Consider the following 19,754-nt stretch of genomic DNA (forward strand, 5'->3'; position numbering starts at 1 on the left):
CCGCCTACGGTATCAGCAGCCCGCCATTCACCTCGATCACCTGGCCGGTGACGTAGCCGCTCATCGCCGCTGAGCAGAGGAACAGGAAGGCGCCGACGCACTCCTCGGCGGTGCCGACGCGACGCATCGGGATCTGCGCGACCGCGCGCGCCTCGGCCTCGCCCGTGCGGTAGTGCACGGCCACGCGCGCGCCGCTCGCCCCGAGCCCGCGTGCGACCGCCGCGCCGATGCCGCGGCTCGATCCGGTGACGAGGCAGGCCTTGCCGGCAAGATCGCTGATGCGCATGGGGTGTCCTTCCCGCTCCGCGGTCGGCATGACCGATCGCGCGCGGTGCGGCAAGCGGGCAGGGAGCGCTTCCTCTTGCCGTCGGCCTGCGCCAATTGGCTGAAAAGTGTCGCTTGACGCCATTTGGCGCAGACCCCATAGTGTCCATGAGAGGAGACCTCTCCGTGGCAGCGACCCCACACGCGCTGGCGCCGGCGGCCTCGCCAGGCGCCGAGATCACCGCCGAGGAGGCCAGAGCCATGCTGCGCGCCTGCCTCGCCCTGTTCGACCGCTGGGGCCTGAGCGCGGGCGAGGCGCGGCGGCTGCTCGGTGAGCCGTCGCCCCGCACTTATCAGCGCTGGCGCAGCGGCGAGGTCGCGTCCGTTCCGCACGACACCGTCTTCCGCCTCGGCACGCTGCTCGGCATCCACAAGGCGCTGCGCTTCATGTTCGCCTCGCCCGCGCAGGGCTATGCCTGGGTGCGCCGGCCGAACGCCGCGTTCGGCGGACGGAGCGCGCTCGATCGGATGCTGCAAGGCGCGCCGACCGATCTCGCCGCGGTGCGCGCCTATCTCGACGCCGAGCGCGCCGGCTGGTGAGGCTGCGCCGCGTCCGTTGGCGAGTGTCGCACCGGATCATCCGCACGATCTATCCGCCGATCGACATCTTCGAGGACATCGCCGATCCGGCCGACTGGGAGCTGCTCGTTGCGGCCGAGGCGAAGCTCAATCCGCGCATCCGCGACCAGGTCGGCAATCTCGCGCTCGTGCCGGTCGCGCGGCGCGTCGCCGGCCCCACGGCCTCGATCGTGATGGGCGCGTTCACGCATGTCTCGCGCGATCGCCCGGGCCGCTTCTCCGACGGCAGCTACGGCGTGTGGTCTTGCGGCGACCGGTTCGAGGTGGCGCTGGCCGAAACCGCGCATCATTTCGAGCGCTTCATGCGCGCGACCAACGAGCCGGCCGGCGAGGCCGACTACCGCGAGCTCGTCGCCGCCGTGCAGGGGCGGGTGGCGGACGGGGCCGATCCCGCCCTGCTCGCACCGGACGACTGGCGCCCGGGGCAGGCGTTCGGCAAGCAGGTGCGTGAAGGCGGCGGCGACGGCGTGCTCTATCCGAGCGTGCGCTACCCCGCCGGCAAGGCGCTCGCGCTGTTCTGGCCCGACTGCATCACCCTGCCCGTGACCCAGGCGCGCCAGTTCCGCTATTCGTGGGACGGGGCGCGGATGCACCGCTACCTGGTGCATGGCACGCGCGAGTGGGTTGCGTATCCGTGAGTGGACCGACCGATCCGCAGTGAACGCCGGAGAGCTATCGCGGTAAGTACTGCCGTCGTCCGCTCTGCGTGTAGTAGTAAAGCCCGCCCCGCGGGCCGACACAGGGATTGCTTCGCGTGCACGATCCGCCCGTCGATGGTGCGGGTGCGGGTGCGGGTTGGGCAGCACGTGGTGCTGGCCGCTGAGTCTGCGCCCGATCATAGCATTCCAGCCGCGCGGCGGGATTGGCGATAGACGCGCAATCAGAGAATTGCGCAGCGCCGAGCGACGGCCAAAAGGCAACCGCGAGCATCGCGCCAAGGAAGCGGCATGGGCCTGAATTGACCATGAGAGAATATTATCACAAAGACACAAAGAGTCCATACCGACGGAGGCACCGCTATCCTGAAATCGCCGGTATCGGCGCTGGCGGTGTTCGGACACGACATCGAAATGGCTACGCGCGTATGGTGCTGCTTATGCAGATGGATCCGCCGGCCCGCCATAGGGATAGAAGTCGCACAGGGTGAGGTTGCGGTAGGGCAGCGCCTCCAGCCGCACCGTGCCGAGGAAGGGCTCGTCCGGTTCGACCAGCAGGATGGTCGGCGCGAAGCCGCTGTCGTCGAAGCCGCGGCGGAAATGCACGCGCGACTTGATCGCGATCACGTCGTAGTCGGCCGCCGAAAGCCCGAGCGCCCAGAGCTCCTCCGGGTGCGTGATCTGCACCAGGAACGGGCTGAGCACGACCACGTTGCCCTCGCCGAACGCGATCGAGAGCCAGGTCTGCCCGCGCCCCTGCGCGCGCTTCGTGCTGGCATCCGCGATCGCCAGCACGCGCCCGGTGACGCGTACAGGCTCGCCGGCGGACGGATCGACGCGGCCGCCGATCTCCATGTCGAACGGATCGCCGGGTTTCGCGCCGCGCGCCGTCAGCGCCTCGATCGCCTGCGGGGCCGCGATGGTCGCGACCAGGGTGCGCGACAATCCCTGGGCGATGATCTCGCGCAGCAGCCAGGTGGCGTAGCCGGAACGGTCGCTGTGATCGGCGAGCACCACCGGCGCGCGGCCCTCCGCCACCGCCTGCCGCGCGAGCGCCACGCCCGCAGGGATGCGGTGCACCGTGGTGCTGCCGAGCAGCGCCTCGCGCCTCCGCCAGATCCACTGCGCCATGTCGCGCGCGACGCGCTCGGCGAGGGCGGGATCGTCGTTGGTGAGCACCTGGATCGCCATGCCGGCATCGGGCACGTCGGCCCAGGGGAACCCGAAGAACACGTTGACGAACAGGTCGGGCTCGCGCGCCTCCCAGACCAGCGCGCGCTGCACGAGATCGGACCAGGGGGAGGCTCCGGTCCATTGCAGCACGGTGGGCGAGAGGATCGGCACCTTGCGCGTGACATGGGCGGGGCGGAACGAACCGCGGATCGCGCGCACCAGCATCCGTGCGGCGCGCTCGCCTTGCAGGTGCATGTCGTAGTGCGGGAAGTACTTCACGCAGAACGCCATGTCGGCGTGGCGGAGGAACGCCTCGTCCTCGTTGCCGTGCGGATCGAAGGTGCCGACGATGCGCGCGGACGGTCCCAGCACCGCGCGCACGCGCCGCGCGATCTCGGCCTCGGGCCGCGGCACGCCGCGCACCGCCATCGCGCCGTGCAGCGCGAGATACGCGCCGTCGAACGGTCCCTGCGCGCGCAACTGTTCGATCATCCGGCCGAGGAAGGTCTCGAACGCCTCGGTCGTGATCCAGCCCGAACCGGTGCCGGTCTTCGGCCAGAGGGGCGATTCGATGCCGACCAGCTCGACGCCGTCGAACTCGCGCGCGACCTGCACGAACCCGCCCATGTAGCCCTTGGGGTCGGAGCCGAGCAGCGCCTCGCCGGCCGCGGGCGAGCCGGGATAGAGGAAATCGTCCAGCGTGGTGTCGTTCGGCAGGAACGTCACCGTCTCGTGGCTGAACTGGAGCACGGCGATGCGCATCGCAACCTCGGCAGGGGTGAAACGGGCAGGCGCGGGTCAGACGACGATCGTGCGCGCCGGGCCCATCACGTCCATCTCGTACTCGAGCCCCACCACCGGCGGGCGCGCGTAGTGCCACACCACGCCTGGGCGCAGCGCGCCGCGCGGGCCGAAACAGAGGCCGAGCAGGTGGCCGATGTCGAGCACCGTGTAGATCTGCGCGTACACCGCATCGGCCCAGGTGAGGCCGAGCGCGGCCATCCGCTGCTCCATCGTGCCGAGCACGAACTCGACCTTCTCGCGCAGCGCTTCCGGATGCGTCTCGCCGTACCGCACGGTGCGCTCACGGTACGAGCCCGCGCCCTCGGCCGCCTCGCCGCCGCCGGCGATCACGAAGCTCGGACGCGTCGCGGGCCCGCGCGCGGGCACGGTGTAGGAGAAGGCGAACATCACCGGCTCGGCGGGCGCGTCGTAGAGCGGGCAGACATTGGTGCGCGCGACCGGGTTGACGCCGTCCTTGTAGATGCCCCAGCGCTCCAGCGTCTGCACATAGACGCGGTTGAACTCGGTGAAGCCGGCATCGGTGAAGGGCGCGGGCGAGCGCAGCTCGCAGGCGGCAAAGGCGGTGCTCGGCCTGCCGATCGCCGCGAGATGGCGCTCGACGAACCCGTAGGCCTGCGCGAGCGGCAGGGGCGTGTGCAGGCAGGCGCGCTCGACCTCGAACCCGTCCAGCGCCGCGATCCCGGCCGAGTACTGGAACACCGAGGGGATGTAGCGATAGCCGCCCGCCTCGAAACGAACCGCATCCTTCATGAGCAGCACCTCCTCGGCCTTTGCGCGATCCTAGGGTTCGGCGGCACGGGCGGCAATCCGGGGCGGTCGCGTGATCCGCCTCACCACGCGCGCAACGGCGCGCCCATAAGCTGGGCATGTCGCAAGGGCAGGCGGTACCCGCACCGCATCGGCGCACCGGACACATCGGAGGAGCAGCACGATGAGCGATCCCGGGCAGAACGGCACGAGCTGGGGTTCGCGCCTCGTCGGCGGGATCCAGGTGATCGGCGGGGGGCTGGAGATCGCGCTCGGCGTCGGCGGCATCGTGCTGCCGGAACCCGCCACCACCGTGGGGGGCGTGATCCTGGTCGCGCATGGCGCCGATACGGTGGTCGCCGGGTTCCGCACCCTGTGGCACGGCGAGGTGCAGCACAGCTACACGCAACAGCTCGGCACCGCGGCGGCGCTTGGTCTCGGCGCCTCGCCGCAGACCGCGCGCGGCATCGGCACGGCGGTGGACATCGCGGCCGGCGTCGGGCCGGGGATGGCGATCGGGGTCTCCCGCCGGCTGGCGATCGCCGGGGCCGAGCAGGCGACGGAGCGCGTGGCCGTCGCCTATCTGCATCGCAGCGCCCTGCAGATGGGGCACAACGCGGTCGGCGTGACCGCGGGCGGCAGGACGGCGTGGGTGCATTTCGCCGGCACCTCGCCCGGGCGTGTCGTGCCGCTGTTCGGCGGACCCGGGAACGGCTACATCCTCACCGAGCTTGCCGTGACGACGCAGCAGGCGACCCGTGCCTCGACCGCCTTGCAGACGCTGCGCGCCGGCGCGCCCCAGACCTGGGGTCTGTTCGGGCCGAACTGCACGACCGTGGCGACGCGCGTGCTCCAGGAGGCCGGCGTCGTGGTTCCCGCCTGGTCGCGCACGCCCTATCTGTTGCATCTGGGCGTCAACTACGGGGCGGAGATCACGGTCGTTGCCGGCACCGCCGCGACGACCATGCCGGTGCTGCTTGCGCCGCAGGGCGCGCCGCGGCCGGTGATCGTGGCGCCACCACGCTAGACGAGGGCGAGATGGGGCTGGTGGTCGGCGAGTGGCGGTTTCCGTCCGGGACAGCGCCCGGGGTCGCGGCGATCGCCGAGGCGCTGGCGCGCGCCACCGGGCTGGAGGTTCGACGGGAGGGGCCTGGCGAGGACGGTGCGCTGCGCGTGCCGGCGCTGCGGGAGCGGCTGTTCGACTGGCGCATCGACGATGCATTGGTGACGGTGCATGGCTTCGTCCCGGCGCATCCGTATCTGTGGGAGATGCTCGACGCGGTGATGGCCTCGCTCGGCGGGCGCGTCGGCGAGGCCGTCCATCTCTGGCGCCCCGATCCGGCGCATGCGGCGCTGCGCCGACCCTGGCAGGCATTGACACCCGCCGAGCGCGTCATCCTGCGGATGCCGACCGTTGGCGCGTGGCGGCCGCTGGATCGTCTGCTGGCCCGGAAGGCGTCCTGAGCGGCCGCTACGCCACCTCGCGCACGCCGCGCGCCCGCCACGTCAGCGCCTCGGCGACGTGCAGCCGCTTCACGGTCTCGCTGCCCGCGAGATCCGCCAGCGTCCGCGCCACGCGCAGCGTGCGTGCGAAGCCGCGCGTCGAGAGCCGGAGCCGCACGGCGGCCTGCTCGGCGAGGGCGAGCGCCTCGGCTTCGGCGTTCAGCGTCGTGCGCAGCACCTCGCCGTCCGCTTCGGCGTTGCTCGCGGGGCCGTCGGCGCCGTAGCGCGCCCGCTGCCGTGTCCGCGCCTCCGCCACGCGCGCCGCCACCGCAGCCGAGGCCTCGCCCGGCCGCACGCGCGTGAGTTCCGCGGGCGCGATCGGCTGCACCTCGACGAACAGGTCGATGCGGTCCAGCAAGGGACCGGACAGCCGCCCCTGGTACTCCTCGCCGCAGCGCGGGGCCTTGGCGCATTCGCGCGCCGGGTCGCCGAGATGGCCGCAGCGGCACGGGTTCATCGCCGCGACGAGCTGGAACCGTGCCGGATACGTCACATGCGCCGAGGCGCGCGCCACCGTGGTCCGCCCCGTCTCCAGCGGCTGGCGCAGCGCCTCGAGCGTCTGGCGCGGGAACTCGGGCAGCTCGTCGAGGAACAGCACGCCGCGATGGGCGAGGCTGATCTCGCCCGGCCGCGCGCGATGCCCGCCGCCGGTCAGCGCGGCCTGGCTCGCCGAATGGTGCGGGTCGCGGAAGGGAGGGCGCGTGACCAGCCGCCCGTCGCGCAGCATGCCGGCGACGGAATGGATCATGCTGACCTCCAGCGCCTCCGCCGGCGCGAGGTCGGGCAAGAGGCCGGGCAGGCGCGCGGCCAGCATCGACTTCCCGGCACCGGGCGGGCCGATCAGGATCAGGTTGTGCCCCCCCGCGGCCGCCACCTCGAGCGCGCGCTTCGCGGTCTCCTGGCCCTTCACGTCGAGCAGGTCGAGCCCGGGCGGCGCGGGCGGCAGGGCAGGGGGGTCGGGCGGGCCGATGATCTGGTCGCCGCGGAAATGGTTGATCAGGTGCAGGAGCGACTCGGCCGGCAGCACGCGCGCATCGCCGGCCCAGGCGGCCTCGGCGCCCTGGCTCGCCGGGCAGATCAGGCCAAGGCCGCGCGACGCGGCACCGATCGCCGCCGGCAGCACGCCGGCCACTGGGGCGAGCCGCCCGTCCAGACCGAGTTCCCCCAACGCCGCGTGTTCGGCGATGTCCTCGATCGGCACGATGCCCATGGCGGCGAGCAGCGCGAGCGCGATCGGCAGGTCGAAATGGCTCCCCTCCTTCTGGAGATCGGCCGGGGCGAGATTCACCAGGATGCGCTTGGGCGGCAGCGAGAGGCCGATCGAGGTCATCGCCGCGCGGACGCGCTCGCGGCTCTCGCCCACCGCCTTGTCCGGCAGTCCGACGACCGCGAAGGCCGGCAGCCCGGGTGCCACCTGCACCTGGATCTCCACCGGAACGGTCTCGATGCCCTGGAAGGCGAAGCTGGCGAGGCGGGCGAGCATGCGCGGGCACCCTAGAGCCGTTTCCACATGAGTGGAAACGGCTCTGGTCATTCCCTGCGAGCATCTTCACGCACACGGCCGAGTCGAGCCGTGTGCGATCTGCTCTGGCCGCGCGCCCCGGCTGCCTCAACCGCGGTGCAAATGGCCCGGCACGCGGCGCGAGCGCGCTATTCCTCCACGGCTTCGTCGAGGATCGGCGGGGCGCGTTCGGCCTCCAGCCAGAGCGGGTCGAGCAGCGCCGCCAGGCCCATCTGCGCATCGAACGCCACCTGGTCGGCGCCCTCGCGATCGGTCCCCGCGCACAGCACCGCGCAGAGCCGCCGGTCCAGTTCCGCGGCACCTCCATGCTCGCCCAGCAGCGCCGCCAGGTCGGCGCCCAACGCGCCCTCCGCCGGCAGCAGGTAGCGGTTCGAGCCGGACGGATCCTCGGCCACCCGGGCCGCGACGAACCGTGTCGCGGACGGCAGCGGCTGCGGCCCGACGGCGGTCGCGCCGGACAGGATGCCGCACAGGACGCTGCCCGGCGCGCCTGCCATCAGCAGGGAGAGGAACAGCGGCGACACCTCGTCGGGTCCGCGCAGCGCGATGTGCAGCGTGTTGCCGGTGACCAGCGGTTCGCCGCTGAAGCCGACCGCGCGGCCGAGCAGCCGTTCCCGGTACAGCGCCTCGTCATGCCCGCGCGCGCCGCGCCGGATTTCCAGCGCGCCGCGGATCACGTGTCCCCGGTAATAGGGCGACCAGGCCCAGGAATAGCAGGCATAGTGTCCGTACAGGGCGAAGCCGGCGGCCGGTCCGGCCTCGGCGGCGGGCGCATCGGCCAGTCGGCGCAGCGCGGCGGGGTCGGCGTTGAACAGGGAGACGAGCTCGGCCGCGAACGCCTCTACCGGGCAGCGGGCCAGCCAGTCGGCCCCGCGCTCCGTCCCCAGAACCCGCGCCCAATCGGCATAGATCTGCGGGTTGCGGGGCAGCGCCCGGCCCTGCATCCACTTGTTGGCGCGTTCCAGGTCGAACTGGGTGTCGGGGTTCACCTTGCGGAAGCGGGCGCACAGATCTTTGCGGGATGCGCAGCCAAGCACCAGCGCGGTCATGCGCAGTTTGGCGGCAAGCTCGTACGCCATCGGCAGGCCCGTAAGTCACCAGCAGAACGGTCGGGGAGAGTGCACTGGAATCTCCGGAATTTCCAGGCGGGTCGCTGGAATTCCGTGAAAGTTCCTTGCCCGGCACGGCCCGCGGGGCGCGCAATGCCGCACGCCGGATGGTGGCTGCCTGGACCGGAGTGTCGCGCCGGTGCCGGGACGATCGACGGAGGACCGCATGACCCGCCTGCTCCCGCTGCCACTGGCAGATGTCAGCCCTGCCCTGGCCGAGTCGCGCACCAACCTGATCATCAACCCCGGGTTCGAGACCGGGGACTTCACCGGCTGGACCCAGTCGGGCGACACGGGGTTCACCTTCGTCAATGCGGCCAGCCCCGTCGTTCACAGCGGCGGATACGGCGCCCTGCTGGGGCCGAGCGACCTGGGCATGCTGGAACAGGGTTTTGACGCGCCTCCGGACGCGGTGCTGGCGATCGGCTTCTGGCTGAGGAACCTGGCCACGGCGGCCAACTTCTTCAGCGCGTCGCTGAACGGCACCGAACTGTTAAGGTGTCGGAACGAGGCGGCCTTCGACTTCACCGGGTACCGGTTCGTCGCGACCGGCAGCGCGTCCGGCCGTAACACGCTGACCTTCGCGGCGCGGCATGGGGTTTCCTATTTCGCCCTCGATGCGGTGTTCGTCGTCGTCGCGTCGGCGCCCGCCGCCGTGGCGCCGCCGGAGGAAGGGCTGCCTGTGCGCGCGGCGCTGCGCCGCCACGGGCTCCGAGCCGAAGGCGCCTGAGGCTTCGGCCACCGCAGGCCCCGGGGGGCCGCCCGATCAGCGCGGATCGCCCGGCACGATGCCGGCGGGCAGTGCTGCCACATGGTCGTGGATCGCGCCGGCCGTGGTGAGCCAGATCCGTTCGCGCTCGCGGACGATGTGGCGCAACGCGCGGCGAAGCTGCCTCAGCCGGTGCGGCTGGCCGACGATGTAGGGGTGCAGCGCGATCCCCATCACCAGCGGCTGGCGCGCGGACTGCGCTAGCATCTCGTCGAAGGTGTCGATCAGGATGTCGGCGAACTGCGCCGCCCCGTCCTTGCGCGCGACGATCGAGGGGATGTCGTTCGCCTCCTGCGGATAGGGGATCGAGAGGAGGGGACCGGCGCGCGTGCGCATCCACACCGGCTGGTCGTCCATGCACCAGTTCAGCGTGTAGGCGTAGCCGGCTTCCTTCAGCAGATCGGGCGTGACGGCGCTCTCGGCGATCCAGGGGCTGAGCCAGCCGCGCGGCGCGCGCCCCGCGTGGCGCGTGATCGTCTCCGTCGCCTCGGCGATCAGCGCACGCTCGGCCGGCTCGTCGAGCACCGACTGGCGCTCGCTGTTGGTGCGCCCATGGCCGACGATCTCGTCGCCGCGGGCCTGGATCGCGGCCATCAGGCCCGGCGCGTAGGCATACATCGCGCTGTTCACCAGCATCGAGGCGGGCAGGCGCAGCTCGTCGAGCAGCTCCAGCAGGCGCCACGCGCCAACGCGGTTCCCGTAGTCGCGCCAGGCGAAGTTCAGCACGTCGGGCGGCGGCCCGCCGGGGGCGAGCTCGGCGCCGAGGCCCTCGCCGAAGGCGAAATGCTCCAGGTTGATGCCCAGATAGACGGCAAGCCGCCTGCCCTGCGGCCACGCATAGTCCGCCCGTTCGGTGATGCCCGAGTAGTCGTAGCGGCCGTGGCTTCGCAGCATGTGCCCCCCCTCCGCCTGCGGTGCGCGTCGGAACGCAAGCGCCGTGCCGCAGCGCCGGCCCGAGCGCAGCTACAGCATCTCGCGCGGCACCAGGTACTCGTCGCGCCAGCCGCAGAGCGCCGCCAGCCGGTCGGGGTCGCGGATGATCAGCACGCCGCGCGCGATCTGCTCGAGCCCGTGCGCGCGCAGCCGGGTCGCGGCGCGGCTCACCGCCTCGGCCGACAGTCCGAGCGCGTCGGCCAGATGCCGGTGCGTCGGCGGAAAGGGCAGCGGCCCGCCGACATCGACCCGCCGGCGCAGACGGATGCGCGCGGCGAGTTCGAGCGCGAGATGGGCGAGCCGTTCCTCGGCGCTGCGTCGGCCGAGCGAGAACAGCCGCTCGTGCAGCATCGCCTCGTCGCGCGCGAGCAGCCAGGCGATCGAGGCCGAGAGCGCCGGATTGTGCTCCATCTCCGCGAGCACCTTGCGGCGCGGAAACACGCAGGCGGAGACCGCCGTCAGCGCTTCGACGAGAGTGTCCGTCCCCTTCACCGCGAGATGCTCGGCGCCGACCAGGTCGCCCGGCAGGTGGAAGTCGAGGATCTGGCGCGCGCCGTCGTCGGAGGTGGTGTGGCTGAACGCCCAGCCGGCATAGATGGTCATCAGCGGCGCGTCGTGGGCGCTGTGGCGCATCAGTTCGGTGCCGGGAGGTGCGCGGCGGATCGCGCTGCGCAGACGCTGCACCTCGGCGAGCTGCTGCGGACCGAACGGACGGAACATCGCGAGCCGCCGGATCCCGCAATCCGCGCAGCGGGCGGGCGGCGCCGGCGGCTGCCCCTCGTCCATGACCGTCTCCCCGTCGGCGCGGCCATGCGTTCCCGCCGCGCGGCCCAGCGACAAGACGTAGACGAGGTGGACGGGTCCCGGCAATGCACCCGGGCAACCCATGCTCGCCGCCCCACGCGCGGCAGGCGCGGCGTGGGGCGGAGGGGGGCCGTCTCAGCCGGCCGGCTTGATCTCGATCCGGCTCGCGGGCTTGGCGGCCTCGGGCGGCTTGGGCAGCGTCACCGTCAGCACGCCCCTGGCGAACTCGGCCTTCACCTCGTCGGGCTTCGGCGCGAAGGGCAGCTGCAGGCTGCGCACGAAGGCGCCGTAGCTGCGCTCCTGCACGTGCCAGCCCTTCTCGTCCTTGGCGCTCTCGCTCTTCTTCTCGCCCTTGATGGTGAGCACGTCGTCATCGACCGACAGTTCGACGTCCTGCTCCGACATGCCGGGCAGTTCGGCCGTCACGGTCAGGCCGGTCTCGGTCTCCTTCACGTCGATCGCCGGGCGCCAGTCGGCGCGCATCACCGGCAGCGGCGCCATGGTTCCGAAAGCCTGCTCGATACGCTCCTGCATCCGCCGCATGTCTTCGAGCATCCGGTCGATACCGCCCGTGCCGAACAGCGATGGCAGCATGGCCATGAGTGCACTCCTCTCGCATGATGTTCCGGAGCCCGCGCCGGCGCGACGACCGGGTCGTCCGGCGCCCGCGCGGTACGGCAAACGCTAGCCAGCGTGCCGCGTAACGACCTTGATGCAGGTCAACTTCGATGGCGCGGCCCGGCGCCGTATGCATGGGCGCAGGCGCCTTGCGACAGCGAAAGCGCCGGCGCAACACTGCGCGCATGGGGATCGATCCCAACCTCGCGTATCTGCTGCAGGCCGCGGCGGGGGCGCATCCGCCGCCGCCGGGCCCGGTCGTCACGCTCGGCGTGCAGACCCTGCGCGGCGCGCCCGATCCGTTCGTGGCGATGGGTCTCGGCCCGGTCGAGAGCATCGACGTGTCCGATTTCGAGGGGTGCACGCATCTCTTCGATCTCAACGCCACCGAGCTGCCGCCCGGCCTGCGCGAGCGCTACAGCCTCGTCTATGACGGCGGGACGCTGGAGCACGTGTTCGATACGCGCGCGGCGCTGAGGAACATCTTCGGCCTGTTGCGCACGGACGGCGTGGTCGTGCACGCCTCGCCGGTGAACGGCTGGGTCGAGCACGGGTTCTACCAGTTCAGCCCGACCTTCTTCGTGGACTACTACCATGCCAATGGCTGGGTGCCGCTCGGCGCCTTCCTGCTGAAGCTGCAGGGCGGCGGCCGCGTGACCGTCCACCCTTACGTGCCCGGAATGTGGGACGCGCTGCCCGCCGGGGCGATCACCGGCCTCTGGCTCGGTCTGACGGTCTTCCGCAAGGCCCCCGGCGCGCGCTGGGACGCGGTGCCGCAGCAGAGCCTCTACTGCAAGATCTACGGCGATCCGTCATCGACGCCGACGGAAGCCGGCCTCGCCTATGCGCCGCCTTTCGAACTGGCCGACGGCGTGGTCGTGGCGGAGGATCGCGTGATGCGCCCTCTGCCGCCGCCGAGACCCGGCGTCGGGCACGAATGGCACGCCCACCTGCCGGAGCTCGAGCGGCTGGCCGACACGAGCGAGGGGCGGCTGTCGCCGCTGCTGCTGTTCGAGGACGGCCGGCCGCTGGGTCCGCCGCATGCCGCGCACGAGGCGATCCGGACACGCGGCCGCGGGCTCTACAGCCATTGGGGCGCGTGGCTGCATTTCTCGACCTCGGACAACGCGCCGCCGGGGGACCGCATCTATACCTACGCGCTGCCGCGGCCGCCCTGAACGGAAACGAGAACGAAACGGAATGGCGCTCCGGCGCAGGCCGTCGTCACGCCAGTGGCGCGTAGCGCCAGACCGAGGCGGGCGGGAAGTTCGCCGGCGTCCAGGCGATGCGCGCACCGCTCAGCCCGAGCCGGCGCGCCGGCAGCGGCGAGGTGATGCAGTAGGTGTAGTGCAGGAAGCCGCGCCCGGGCGCGACCGCCTCGATCGCCTCGACCAGCGCGCGCTGGCGTGCGCGCGGCAGCAGCACGAGCGGGATGCCGCACACCACGGTGCCGATGCGGCCGCGCGTCTCGGCGCCGAGCAGCGCCGGCAACTGCCAGGCATCGCCGCAGAGCACCGTCACGCCGGGGTATGTCGCGCGCAGAATTGATGCCATCTCCGGCACGATCTCGATCACAGTCAAGCGCGCGGGTGCGATCCCGCCCTCCAGCATCGCGCGGGTGATCGCGCCGGTTCCGGCGCCGAGTTCGATCACCGCCCCGGCTGGCCCCGCACGCACCGCGGCGGCCACGCGCCGGCCCAGCGCGGGCGAGGAGGGCACGATTGAGCCCATTTCCAGCGGGTTGGCGAGCCAGCGGCGGAAGAAGACCCAGGTCCGCCCGGCCGCCGAAGGCGCGGCATGGTCGGAGATCTCGGCGTCATGAACACGGGCTGGCGGCATGTCTGGGACTCGGCTGAGGAGGGACGAACCGGACGGGCCGCGGTGTGAAACACGCGCTTGAAGGCAGTTCTATCTCAGTTCGATGATGATTGCGACCGCGCCGGGCCGAAGATTTGCGGGGTGCAACCGGCGCGCGTTCGTGTCATGTTCGTGCCGTCTCACCCCAGCCAGGATCCATGAGCGCACGCATCCTCGTCGTTGACGACGTGATCCCCAATCTCAGGCTGCTGGAGGCCAAGCTCAGCGCCGAATACTACGAGGTGCAGACCGCGCAGGACGGCGTGGCCGCGCTCGCGATCGCGCGCGACTGGCTGCCCGATCTGATCCTGCTCGACGTGATGATGCCGGGGATGGACGGGTTCGAGGTCTGCCGCCGCCTGAAGGCCGACCCGGCCACCGAGCACGTGCCGGTGGTGATGGTCACCGCGCTCGGCGAGACCGCCGAGCGTGTCCGCGGCCTGGAAGCGGGGGCGGATGATTTCCTCACCAAACCGGTGGACGACGAGACGCTGTTCGCGCGCGTGCGCGCGCTGGTGCGGCTGAAGCGCCTGCTGGACGAGTGGCGGCTGCGCTCCGAGACCACGCATCAGCTCGGCGTGCAGCCCGAGAGCCAGACCCTGCCGAGCGTGCGCGGCTGCCGCGCGCTGCTGGTGGACGACACCGATCTGGACGCCGAGCGCATCCTGGAGGCGCTCGACGCCGAGGGCATCCGCTGCGACCGTGCCGCCTCTCCGGCCGAGGCGGTCGAGCGTCTCGCCGCGGCCCCGTACGACCTCGTCGTGCTCGATCTCCAGCTCGCCGGCGAGGACCCGCTGCGGCTGACCTCGCGGTTGCGCGCCGACGGGGCGACCCGCGAGACCCCGGTGCTGATGGTGGCGGAGGCGGATCTGCGCCGGCAGCTGCACCGCGGGCTCGATCTCGGCGCGAACGACTATATCCTCCGCCCGATCGATCCGAACGAGCTGCGCGCGCGCGCGCGCAACCAGATCCGCCGCAAGCTCTACCAGGACCGGCTGCGCGCCGATCTCGCCTACTCGATCTCGCTCGCGCTGACCGATCCGCTCACCGGCCTGCACAACCAGCGCTACCTGCGCGGCCATCTGCGCTCGCTGGTCGCTTCCGTGCGCGCCTCCGGCGGGTCGCTCGCGGCGATGATGCTCGATCTCGACCACTTCAAGGCGATCAACGACCTCTACGGGCACCCGGCCGGCGATGCGGCGCTGCGCGCGGTCGCCGGCTGCATCCGCGCCCATGTGCGGCTGTTCGACACGGTCTCGCGCTATGGCGGCGAGGAGTTCGCGGTGGTGATGCCGGGCGCGACCTTGGCGGACGCGGTGGCAGCGGCCGAGCGGCTGCGCCGCGAGGTGGCGACCCTCGCCTACCAGCCGGCGGCGGCGGATCGGCATCCGCTGACCATCAGCATCGGTGTCTCGGCGCTGACGGCGGATGCGTGCGGCACGGACGAGGCGCTGGCCGAAGGCCTGCTGAAGCGGGCCGATCAGGCGCTGTACGAGGCCAAGCGCCAGGGGCGCAACCGCGTGGTCGCGCTGGAGGTGGACGGCGAGGTGGTCCCGGCGGGCTGACCCCGCGGCCGGACTACTTGATCTTCGCTTCCTTGAAGACGACGTGCTTGCGCGCGACCGGGTCGTACTTCTTGAACTCGAGCTTGCCGGTCGCGGTGCGTGCGTTCTTCTTGGTGACATAGAAATAGCCCGTGTCGGCCGAGCTCACGAGCTTGATCAGCACGGTGTTGGCTTTCGCCATGACGGTCTCTCCTCGCCCGGCCTGCGGCGCAGCTAGCGGACAACCTCCGCCGGCGCGGGCCGGCGCGCGCTTTCATCGGGCCCGCGGAGAAGCCACAGGGCGGCGGTGATGTCAAGCGCGCCGCCCTCCGCCGCCGGGCAGGCCTCGCGCAGCCGCGCCGCCTCGGCCGCCGGCAGCACCCGTCCGCCGGTCGCGCGCCAGAGCGAGGCGGCCTCGGAGACCTGACCCGCGGCGATGCGCGCCAGCGCCGCGCGCGCGGGTCCGGCGCCGAGGCTGGTGCACACGGCGGGCAGCACGCCGAGGCCCTGAAGCGCATAGCCGCCCGGCGCGATCAGGTTCGACCAGGTGACATGCAGTTCGCTCTCGTCGGGCAGCGGCACGACCGTCTGGATCAGCCCCTTGCCGGTGGTGACCGAGCCGATCACCACCGCGCGGCCGTTGTCCTGCAAGGCGGCGGCCAGCACCTCGGCCGAGGAGGCCGAGCCGCCGTCCACCAGTACGGCGAGGCGCAGCCCGCCGGCGATGTCGGCACCATCGGCGCGATGCGTGCGCGAGGCGTCGGGGTGGCGGCCCTCGGCCACCGCGATCACGCCCCCCGTGAGGAACAGGTCGGCGGTCGTGATCGCCTGGCGCAGCAGCCCGCCGCGGTTGCCGCGCAGGTCGAGCACCAGTCCGGGCGGGGCGGGGTCGCGATGCGCGACCGCGATCACCGCGCGCGCGAGGCGGCGGTCGGTCAGGCGGTTGAAGGCGGAGACGCGCAGGATCGGCACACCCGCCTGCCAGGAGAGCGTCACGGTCTCCGGCGCCACCATGGCGCGGGCGAGCACGATCGTCTCGGTCCGCCCGCCGTCGCGCCGGATGGTGAGGCTGACCGGGGCGCTCTCCTCGCCTTCCAGCATGCGCGCGAGCTGCTCGGCGGAGAGCCGCGCCGTGGGGCGGCCATCGATCGCCAGCACGCGCTCGCCTTCCATCAGGCCGGCCGCCCAGGCCGGCGCGTCGTCGATCACGCGCGCGATCACCGCGCCGCCCGGATCGGGCTCCAGCACCAGCCCGAGTCCGGCCTCGCCGAGTCGGCGGGTTCGCCCGAGCCGCGCCTCCTCGGCCGGGACGTAGCGGGTATAGGGGTCGAGGGTCGCGACCGCCTCGTCGAAGAAGGCGCGCAACATCGCCTCCTGCGACTTGCGCGCGAGCGCGGGCGAGGCGGCCGAGCCGGCGGCGATCAGCCGCGCGGCCGCCTCGGCCCAGGAGGCGGGGGCGTCGCGCGGCGGGGCGGGGATGCGATCGAGCGTCCTGCCGTCGGCGCGCAGCTCCACCATGCCGCCTGCGAACGCCGGAACGATCCGGCGGTCGGCGAGCGAGAGGCCGCGCAGTCCGGCCAGCGTGAGCGCGGCGAGATCGACCGGCTCGACATGCCGCTCGTACAGCGCGCCGAGCCCGGCCCGCAGCACCGGGCCGAGCAGCGGACGCGGCTCCACCGCAGCAGCCTCCGCCCGGCCGAGCAGCGCAAGCGCGGCGAGCAGGCCGAGACCCAGGCTCCGCAATCTGCCCATGCCGACTCGTCCCCGAGAGCCACCATGGTAGGATGCGGCACTGCACCACGAAAGCGTTCGTTGCGCTGTTGTGATCGCTTGGCGCTGCCTCTGCGGCGCGCCCCGCTGGCACCCCGCTCAGGTCACCCAACGCACCAGATGGCGGGCCGCTCCCTTCGGCCAGTCCTTGCAGAGCCGCGGGATGAACCCGCCAAGGCAGCCCTGCGGCGCGGCAGAGACGGCGTCGATCTCGGCCTGGGTCTCGACCGGGACCAGGGTGACGTATTGCGGATCGTCACCGTCCGCCCAGTCCACCTCCTCGTGGAACTCGTAGACATAGCGCTGCCCGCACTCGCGGCATTCCAGGAGGTAGCGCCACCAGTGGCTCTCCTCGACGAAGGTGGCGTGCAGCGCGAAGTGCTGTTTCAGGGGGTTGGCCAGCGTCGCTTCCGGGTCGGTCCAGAGCGCGCACTGGGTGGGTGGCTTCAGCATCAGTGGCATCAATACCTCCACCATGACCCGCCGGCGGTTCGGCAGAACCCGCACGCCGCCCTGCACGTGGATCGCAGGATCGGCACGGCCTCTCGTGACGGCAGGAGCCACTGTCCGCCGCGATCGCAGGCACAGCGGCCCGGGCCGAAGTCCTAGCGCAGATCCCGATCAGACGCACGCACGGGGTCGGGTGAAGTTGCGCGCAAGAAGGCCCCCGAGCCGTTTCCGACGGGTCGGAACCGGCTCTGGGCCGCCGCCTGCCGGGGGTCTGTCCGGGGCGCCTTCGCGAGCGCCTGCTCGAACCACAGCACCGCGGCCTCGCCTTCCTTGCGCACGATCTCGCTGATCGCCCGGCTGTGCCTGATGCCGTTGCGCAAATCCGCCAACTGATTGAACTTCAACGCAACACCTTCCTTCGTGCCGAACCGGGCTTCGAATTCGCCCCACAGGCCCTTGTTGCAGACGCAGTCCTGCAACTCGCGCAGATCCGCGTATTCCAGCCGGCGCCGGAGGGTGGTCGGCGGATCATCGTCCAAGGCCGGAGTCTTCCGGAGGTCACGCTGGAGACGGTCCTCGATCTTCGGCAGCACGTGCGGCGGCAGAAGGCCGGGATCGCCGCCGGCCGCGCGATCGATCGCCGCCCGCAGGTCCAGTTCCACGCGTTCGATCCGCTGGTCCAGTTCGCGCAACGCGACCGGCAGGTCGAGACGCTGCTGGATCAGCAGGTCCTCGATGGCGGTCAGCATCGTCTGCCCGCGTTCCGTGAGGAACGCCTCGAAATCGGCCGGGGTGAACGGGGTGCGCAGCAGGATGTCCAGGGCGGCGGGGCTGATGAAATGGGTCGCCATCAGCCGCTCGATCTCCTGGCGCCCGGAGCGTCGGATCAGCTCGGGCAGGTAGACGTTGGGCAGACGGTCCCGCACGACCTCGCGGTTCGTGGCCGCGGTCAGCGGGGTGCGGTTCAGGATGCTGTTCGCCAGCGGGCCGAGCGCGTGCTGGAGGCCCCAGGAGCTCGGCACGATATGATGGTCGTCGAGGTCGGTCGCCTGGGGCGGCTCGCCGCTGATCCAGTCGCGCGCCCCCTGGATCACCAGCAGATTGAACATGGCGTTGTAGATCGAGGTGCCGCGCTTGACCTCGCCGCGCAGGTCAAGGGCGCGAAACCGCTGCTTGAACTCGGCCACGGACGCGGGCTCGGTGGCCTCGTCGCGGATCCAGGCGCGCACATCCTGGAAATCCCTGGCACTGGTCGATTCCACCGCGCCGGAATAGCGGTTCGTGAACACGCTCGCCCAGTACCAGAGCCGGAAGCGGCGCCGCCCCTCCAGCCGCTGTTCCGGGTCCAGCTCGTCGACCTGCCGCAGCAGGGCCGCGAATACCGAGAGGATCGAGACATAGGGCAGATAGGACGAGGAGGTGACGCCGAAATCGCGCGGATCCCGCAGTGCGCGGATCGCGCGCTCGATCGCGGCGACGGCCACGTGCCAGCGCGCCTCGAAGTCGTCGACATCCGGGATCAGCGTCTCCTTGCGGAGCTTCCCGTCGGCCTCCCTGACCGAGCGCGGCGCGCCCGGAAGCAGGTAATACAGATACTTGGGCGAGCAATAGGTCTGCCGCAGGATCGACATGACCTGGAGGATGTAGACGCTCATCTTCGTCGTATCGACGAAGCTCAGGCGGCTGCCCGCCTCGCGCCACAGCTTCTTCAGTTGCAGCCCCTTCGGCTTCAGCAGCGCGTTCATCAGATCGAAGATGTCGAGCCGGACACCGCGGCTGTTGATCTGGGTGAAGATGTCGCAGATCTTGTCGATGCCGATGCTGCGGTCGAGCTCCACGTAGGAGATCTGGAACTGCTCGACGATCGCGCGCAGGTGTTCGCCGAACGCGCGGGCATTGGCGACGTGCCGATGCGCCTCGGCCGGGTCCCCGCCCGAGGCTGCGATCCGGCTCGCCTCATCGATCCAGTACTGCTCGTAGCCCTGCACCCAGTTCCCCAGCTCCCATCCGCCCGAGCCGATCACGGCGAACGGGAAGATGTGGCGCTGGTACTGCAACGACCGATCCTGCGTGATCGGGGGTCGCTCGCCCACGAACCAGTCGTAGTGGAACGCTTCGTCGTATTCCTCGGCCATGAAGCGGTCGACCTGCATGTAGTAGAACGCGCACCGCCGGCGGCGCGGCAGCGGAGTCCTGGGAGCGACGAAGGCGTAGTACATCGCGGTCAGACGCTGCTGCCCGTCGAGCACGATGTATTCCGGTTGGCCGTCGCCCGAGAACCCGTACAGCGGCTCGCAGCTCAGATCCGTGAGGTGCTCCCGCGTCGAGCGCCACAGCAGCAGGCTGCCGATGTAGTAATCGAGGAAGATCGAGCGCATCAGCTCGCGGATGTCCCAAGGCTCCCATTCGAACTCCCGCTGGAAATCCGGGACGACGTATCGCCCCTCCTTCATGCGACTGAGCAGCACGCCGAGGCTGATGTGGTTGGGTCGTTGGACGTCCCGCAAGGCGCTTCTCCTGCAACCGGCCTGTTCAATGGGGCGGCAGGGTCACATGAAATCGCCAACCATTCCTTGACGCGCGGCGGGCGTG

Annotated in this window: 20 protein-coding genes; 7 read left to right on the forward strand and 13 right to left on the reverse strand. The window is 71.4% G+C overall.

The genetic code is table 11. From position 1 onward, the window contains the following. Positions 1 to 4: 4 nt before the first annotated feature. Entirely contained in the window at positions 5 to 286 is a 282-nt protein-coding gene (locus F563_RS25835) for an SDR family oxidoreductase (RefSeq protein ID WP_019013107.1), read from the reverse strand. A 164-nt stretch (positions 287 to 450) separates the two neighbouring features. Between F563_RS25835 and F563_RS0102720 the strand changes: the two genes are divergently transcribed. Both F563_RS0102720 and F563_RS21310 read left to right on the forward strand, forming a co-directional pair. Beyond that, positions 451 to 864 (forward strand): MbcA/ParS/Xre antitoxin family protein, encoded by a 414-nt coding sequence (locus F563_RS0102720; protein WP_019013108.1) that lies wholly within the window; start codon positions 451 to 453, stop codon positions 862 to 864. Positions 865 to 887: 23 nt separating this feature from the next. Then, positions 888 to 1,541, forward strand: a complete 654-nt coding sequence (locus F563_RS21310) for an RES family NAD+ phosphorylase (RefSeq protein ID WP_019013109.1) — start codon at positions 888 to 890, stop codon at positions 1,539 to 1,541. 456 nt (positions 1,542 to 1,997) lie between these two features. Here F563_RS21310 and F563_RS0102730 read toward each other — a convergent pair whose 3' ends face one another. Beyond that, positions 1,998 to 3,494 carry a M81 family metallopeptidase gene (locus F563_RS0102730; protein ID WP_019013110.1) on the reverse strand — a complete coding sequence of 499 codons (1,497 nt, stop codon included), beginning with the start codon at positions 3,492 to 3,494 and terminating at the stop codon, positions 1,998 to 2,000. Between the two features lie 36 nt (positions 3,495 to 3,530). After that, complete coding sequence (cnbZ, locus tag F563_RS0102735) at positions 3,531 to 4,286, reverse strand: 2-amino-5-chloromuconate deaminase CnbZ (protein ID WP_019013111.1); 756 nt, start codon at positions 4,284 to 4,286, stop codon at positions 3,531 to 3,533. Between the two features lie 181 nt (positions 4,287 to 4,467). On the opposite strand from cnbZ, the gene F563_RS23705 reads away from it, so the two are divergent. Then, positions 4,468 to 5,310 (forward strand): hypothetical protein, encoded by an 843-nt coding sequence (locus tag F563_RS23705; protein ID WP_019013112.1) that lies wholly within the window; start codon positions 4,468 to 4,470, stop codon positions 5,308 to 5,310. Positions 5,311 to 5,321: 11 nt separating this feature from the next. Continuing rightward, positions 5,322 to 5,747, forward strand: coding sequence for a hypothetical protein (locus F563_RS24660; protein ID WP_019013113.1), 426 nt, complete (start codon positions 5,322 to 5,324; stop codon positions 5,745 to 5,747). A gap of 7 nt (positions 5,748 to 5,754) precedes the next feature. Here F563_RS24660 and F563_RS0102750 read toward each other — a convergent pair whose 3' ends face one another. Both F563_RS0102750 and F563_RS0102755 read right to left on the reverse strand, forming a co-directional pair. Next, entirely contained in the window at positions 5,755 to 7,269 is a 1,515-nt protein-coding gene (locus F563_RS0102750; protein WP_019013114.1) for a YifB family Mg chelatase-like AAA ATPase, read from the reverse strand. A 167-nt stretch (positions 7,270 to 7,436) separates the two neighbouring features. Next, on the reverse strand, positions 7,437 to 8,387 hold the full coding sequence (locus F563_RS0102755) for a hypothetical protein (RefSeq protein ID WP_019013115.1): 951 nt from the start codon (positions 8,385 to 8,387) through the stop codon (positions 7,437 to 7,439). A 196-nt stretch (positions 8,388 to 8,583) separates the two neighbouring features. Here F563_RS0102755 and F563_RS0102760 point away from each other — a divergent pair, with 196 nt between their 5' ends. After that, the gene (locus F563_RS0102760) at positions 8,584 to 9,147 is read left to right on the forward strand and encodes a hypothetical protein (protein ID WP_019013116.1); all 564 of its coding nucleotides are present in this window, start codon (positions 8,584 to 8,586) and stop codon (positions 9,145 to 9,147) included. A 36-nt stretch (positions 9,148 to 9,183) separates the two neighbouring features. Here the strand turns inward: F563_RS0102760 and F563_RS0102765 are convergent, their stop codons facing one another. The 3 genes from F563_RS0102765 to F563_RS0102775 all read right to left on the reverse strand — a co-directional run bounded on the left by F563_RS0102765 (position 9,184) and on the right by F563_RS0102775 (position 11,523). Continuing rightward, positions 9,184 to 10,080 carry a polysaccharide deacetylase family protein gene (locus F563_RS0102765; protein ID WP_019013117.1) on the reverse strand — a complete coding sequence of 299 codons (897 nt, stop codon included), beginning with the start codon at positions 10,078 to 10,080 and terminating at the stop codon, positions 9,184 to 9,186. A 69-nt stretch (positions 10,081 to 10,149) separates the two neighbouring features. Then, positions 10,150 to 10,905 (reverse strand): Crp/Fnr family transcriptional regulator, encoded by a 756-nt coding sequence (locus tag F563_RS21320; protein ID WP_019013118.1) that lies wholly within the window; start codon positions 10,903 to 10,905, stop codon positions 10,150 to 10,152. A 153-nt stretch (positions 10,906 to 11,058) separates the two neighbouring features. Further along, positions 11,059 to 11,523 (reverse strand): Hsp20/alpha crystallin family protein, encoded by a 465-nt coding sequence (locus F563_RS0102775; protein ID WP_019013119.1) that lies wholly within the window; start codon positions 11,521 to 11,523, stop codon positions 11,059 to 11,061. Between the two features lie 203 nt (positions 11,524 to 11,726). Here F563_RS0102775 and F563_RS23710 point away from each other — a divergent pair, with 203 nt between their 5' ends. Next, positions 11,727 to 12,719, forward strand: coding sequence for a class I SAM-dependent methyltransferase (locus F563_RS23710; RefSeq protein WP_019013120.1), 993 nt, complete (start codon positions 11,727 to 11,729; stop codon positions 12,717 to 12,719). 46 nt (positions 12,720 to 12,765) lie between these two features. On the opposite strand, the gene F563_RS0102785 is transcribed toward F563_RS23710, so the two are convergent. After that, complete coding sequence (locus tag F563_RS0102785) at positions 12,766 to 13,380, reverse strand: class I SAM-dependent methyltransferase (protein WP_019013121.1); 615 nt, start codon at positions 13,378 to 13,380, stop codon at positions 12,766 to 12,768. Between the two features lie 176 nt (positions 13,381 to 13,556). On the opposite strand from F563_RS0102785, the gene F563_RS21330 reads away from it, so the two are divergent. Next, entirely contained in the window at positions 13,557 to 14,963 is a 1,407-nt protein-coding gene (locus F563_RS21330) for a PleD family two-component system response regulator (RefSeq protein ID WP_019013122.1), read from the forward strand. A 13-nt stretch (positions 14,964 to 14,976) separates the two neighbouring features. Here F563_RS21330 and rpmG read toward each other — a convergent pair whose 3' ends face one another. The 4 genes from rpmG to F563_RS0102810 all read right to left on the reverse strand — a co-directional run bounded on the left by rpmG (position 14,977) and on the right by F563_RS0102810 (position 19,669). Then, positions 14,977 to 15,144: a 50S ribosomal protein L33 gene (gene rpmG / locus F563_RS0102795; protein ID WP_019013123.1), complete on the reverse strand. Its 168-nt coding sequence runs from the start codon at positions 15,142 to 15,144 to the stop codon at positions 14,977 to 14,979. A 32-nt stretch (positions 15,145 to 15,176) separates the two neighbouring features. Beyond that, positions 15,177 to 16,694 carry a S41 family peptidase gene (locus F563_RS21335; protein WP_019013124.1) on the reverse strand — a complete coding sequence of 506 codons (1,518 nt, stop codon included), beginning with the start codon at positions 16,692 to 16,694 and terminating at the stop codon, positions 15,177 to 15,179. Positions 16,695 to 16,811: 117 nt separating this feature from the next. Beyond that, complete coding sequence (locus tag F563_RS21340) at positions 16,812 to 17,174, reverse strand: hypothetical protein (protein ID WP_019013125.1); 363 nt, start codon at positions 17,172 to 17,174, stop codon at positions 16,812 to 16,814. Between the two features lie 143 nt (positions 17,175 to 17,317). Beyond that, entirely contained in the window at positions 17,318 to 19,669 is a 2,352-nt protein-coding gene (locus tag F563_RS0102810) for a GmrSD restriction endonuclease domain-containing protein (RefSeq protein WP_019013126.1), read from the reverse strand. Positions 19,670 to 19,754 lie beyond the last annotated feature (85 nt).

It is taken from the genome of Elioraea tepidiphila DSM 17972, assembly GCF_000378465.1.
Lineage (GTDB): Bacteria > Pseudomonadota > Alphaproteobacteria > Acetobacterales > Acetobacteraceae > Elioraea > Elioraea tepidiphila.

Excerpts from the sequence above, each read along its gene's own strand:
- F563_RS25835 (WP_019013107.1), bottom strand. The coding sequence starts at position 286 with ATGCGCATCAGCGATCTTGCCGGCAAGGCCTGCCTCGTCACCGGATCG.
- F563_RS0102730 (WP_019013110.1), bottom strand. The coding sequence starts at position 3,494 with ATGCGCATCGCCGTGCTCCAGTTCAGCCACGAGACGGTGACGTTCCTG.
- cnbZ (WP_019013111.1), bottom strand. The coding sequence starts at position 4,286 with ATGAAGGATGCGGTTCGTTTCGAGGCGGGCGGCTATCGCTACATCCCC.
- F563_RS23705 (WP_019013112.1), top strand. The coding sequence starts at position 4,468 with ATGAGCGATCCCGGGCAGAACGGCACGAGCTGGGGTTCGCGCCTCGTC.
- F563_RS24660 (WP_019013113.1), top strand. The coding sequence starts at position 5,322 with ATGGGGCTGGTGGTCGGCGAGTGGCGGTTTCCGTCCGGGACAGCGCCC.
- F563_RS0102750 (WP_019013114.1), bottom strand. The coding sequence starts at position 7,269 with ATGCTCGCCCGCCTCGCCAGCTTCGCCTTCCAGGGCATCGAGACCGTT.
- F563_RS0102755 (WP_019013115.1), bottom strand. The coding sequence starts at position 8,387 with ATGGCGTACGAGCTTGCCGCCAAACTGCGCATGACCGCGCTGGTGCTT.
- F563_RS0102760 (WP_019013116.1), top strand. The coding sequence starts at position 8,584 with ATGACCCGCCTGCTCCCGCTGCCACTGGCAGATGTCAGCCCTGCCCTG.
- F563_RS0102765 (WP_019013117.1), bottom strand. The coding sequence starts at position 10,080 with ATGCTGCGAAGCCACGGCCGCTACGACTACTCGGGCATCACCGAACGG.
- F563_RS21320 (WP_019013118.1), bottom strand. The coding sequence starts at position 10,905 with ATGGACGAGGGGCAGCCGCCGGCGCCGCCCGCCCGCTGCGCGGATTGC.
- F563_RS0102775 (WP_019013119.1), bottom strand. The coding sequence starts at position 11,523 with ATGGCCATGCTGCCATCGCTGTTCGGCACGGGCGGTATCGACCGGATG.
- F563_RS23710 (WP_019013120.1), top strand. The coding sequence starts at position 11,727 with ATGGGGATCGATCCCAACCTCGCGTATCTGCTGCAGGCCGCGGCGGGG.
- F563_RS0102785 (WP_019013121.1), bottom strand. The coding sequence starts at position 13,380 with ATGCCGCCAGCCCGTGTTCATGACGCCGAGATCTCCGACCATGCCGCG.
- F563_RS21330 (WP_019013122.1), top strand. The coding sequence starts at position 13,557 with ATGAGCGCACGCATCCTCGTCGTTGACGACGTGATCCCCAATCTCAGG.
- rpmG (WP_019013123.1), bottom strand. The coding sequence starts at position 15,144 with ATGGCGAAAGCCAACACCGTGCTGATCAAGCTCGTGAGCTCGGCCGAC.
- F563_RS21335 (WP_019013124.1), bottom strand. The coding sequence starts at position 16,694 with ATGGGCAGATTGCGGAGCCTGGGTCTCGGCCTGCTCGCCGCGCTTGCG.
- F563_RS21340 (WP_019013125.1), bottom strand. The coding sequence starts at position 17,174 with ATGCCACTGATGCTGAAGCCACCCACCCAGTGCGCGCTCTGGACCGAC.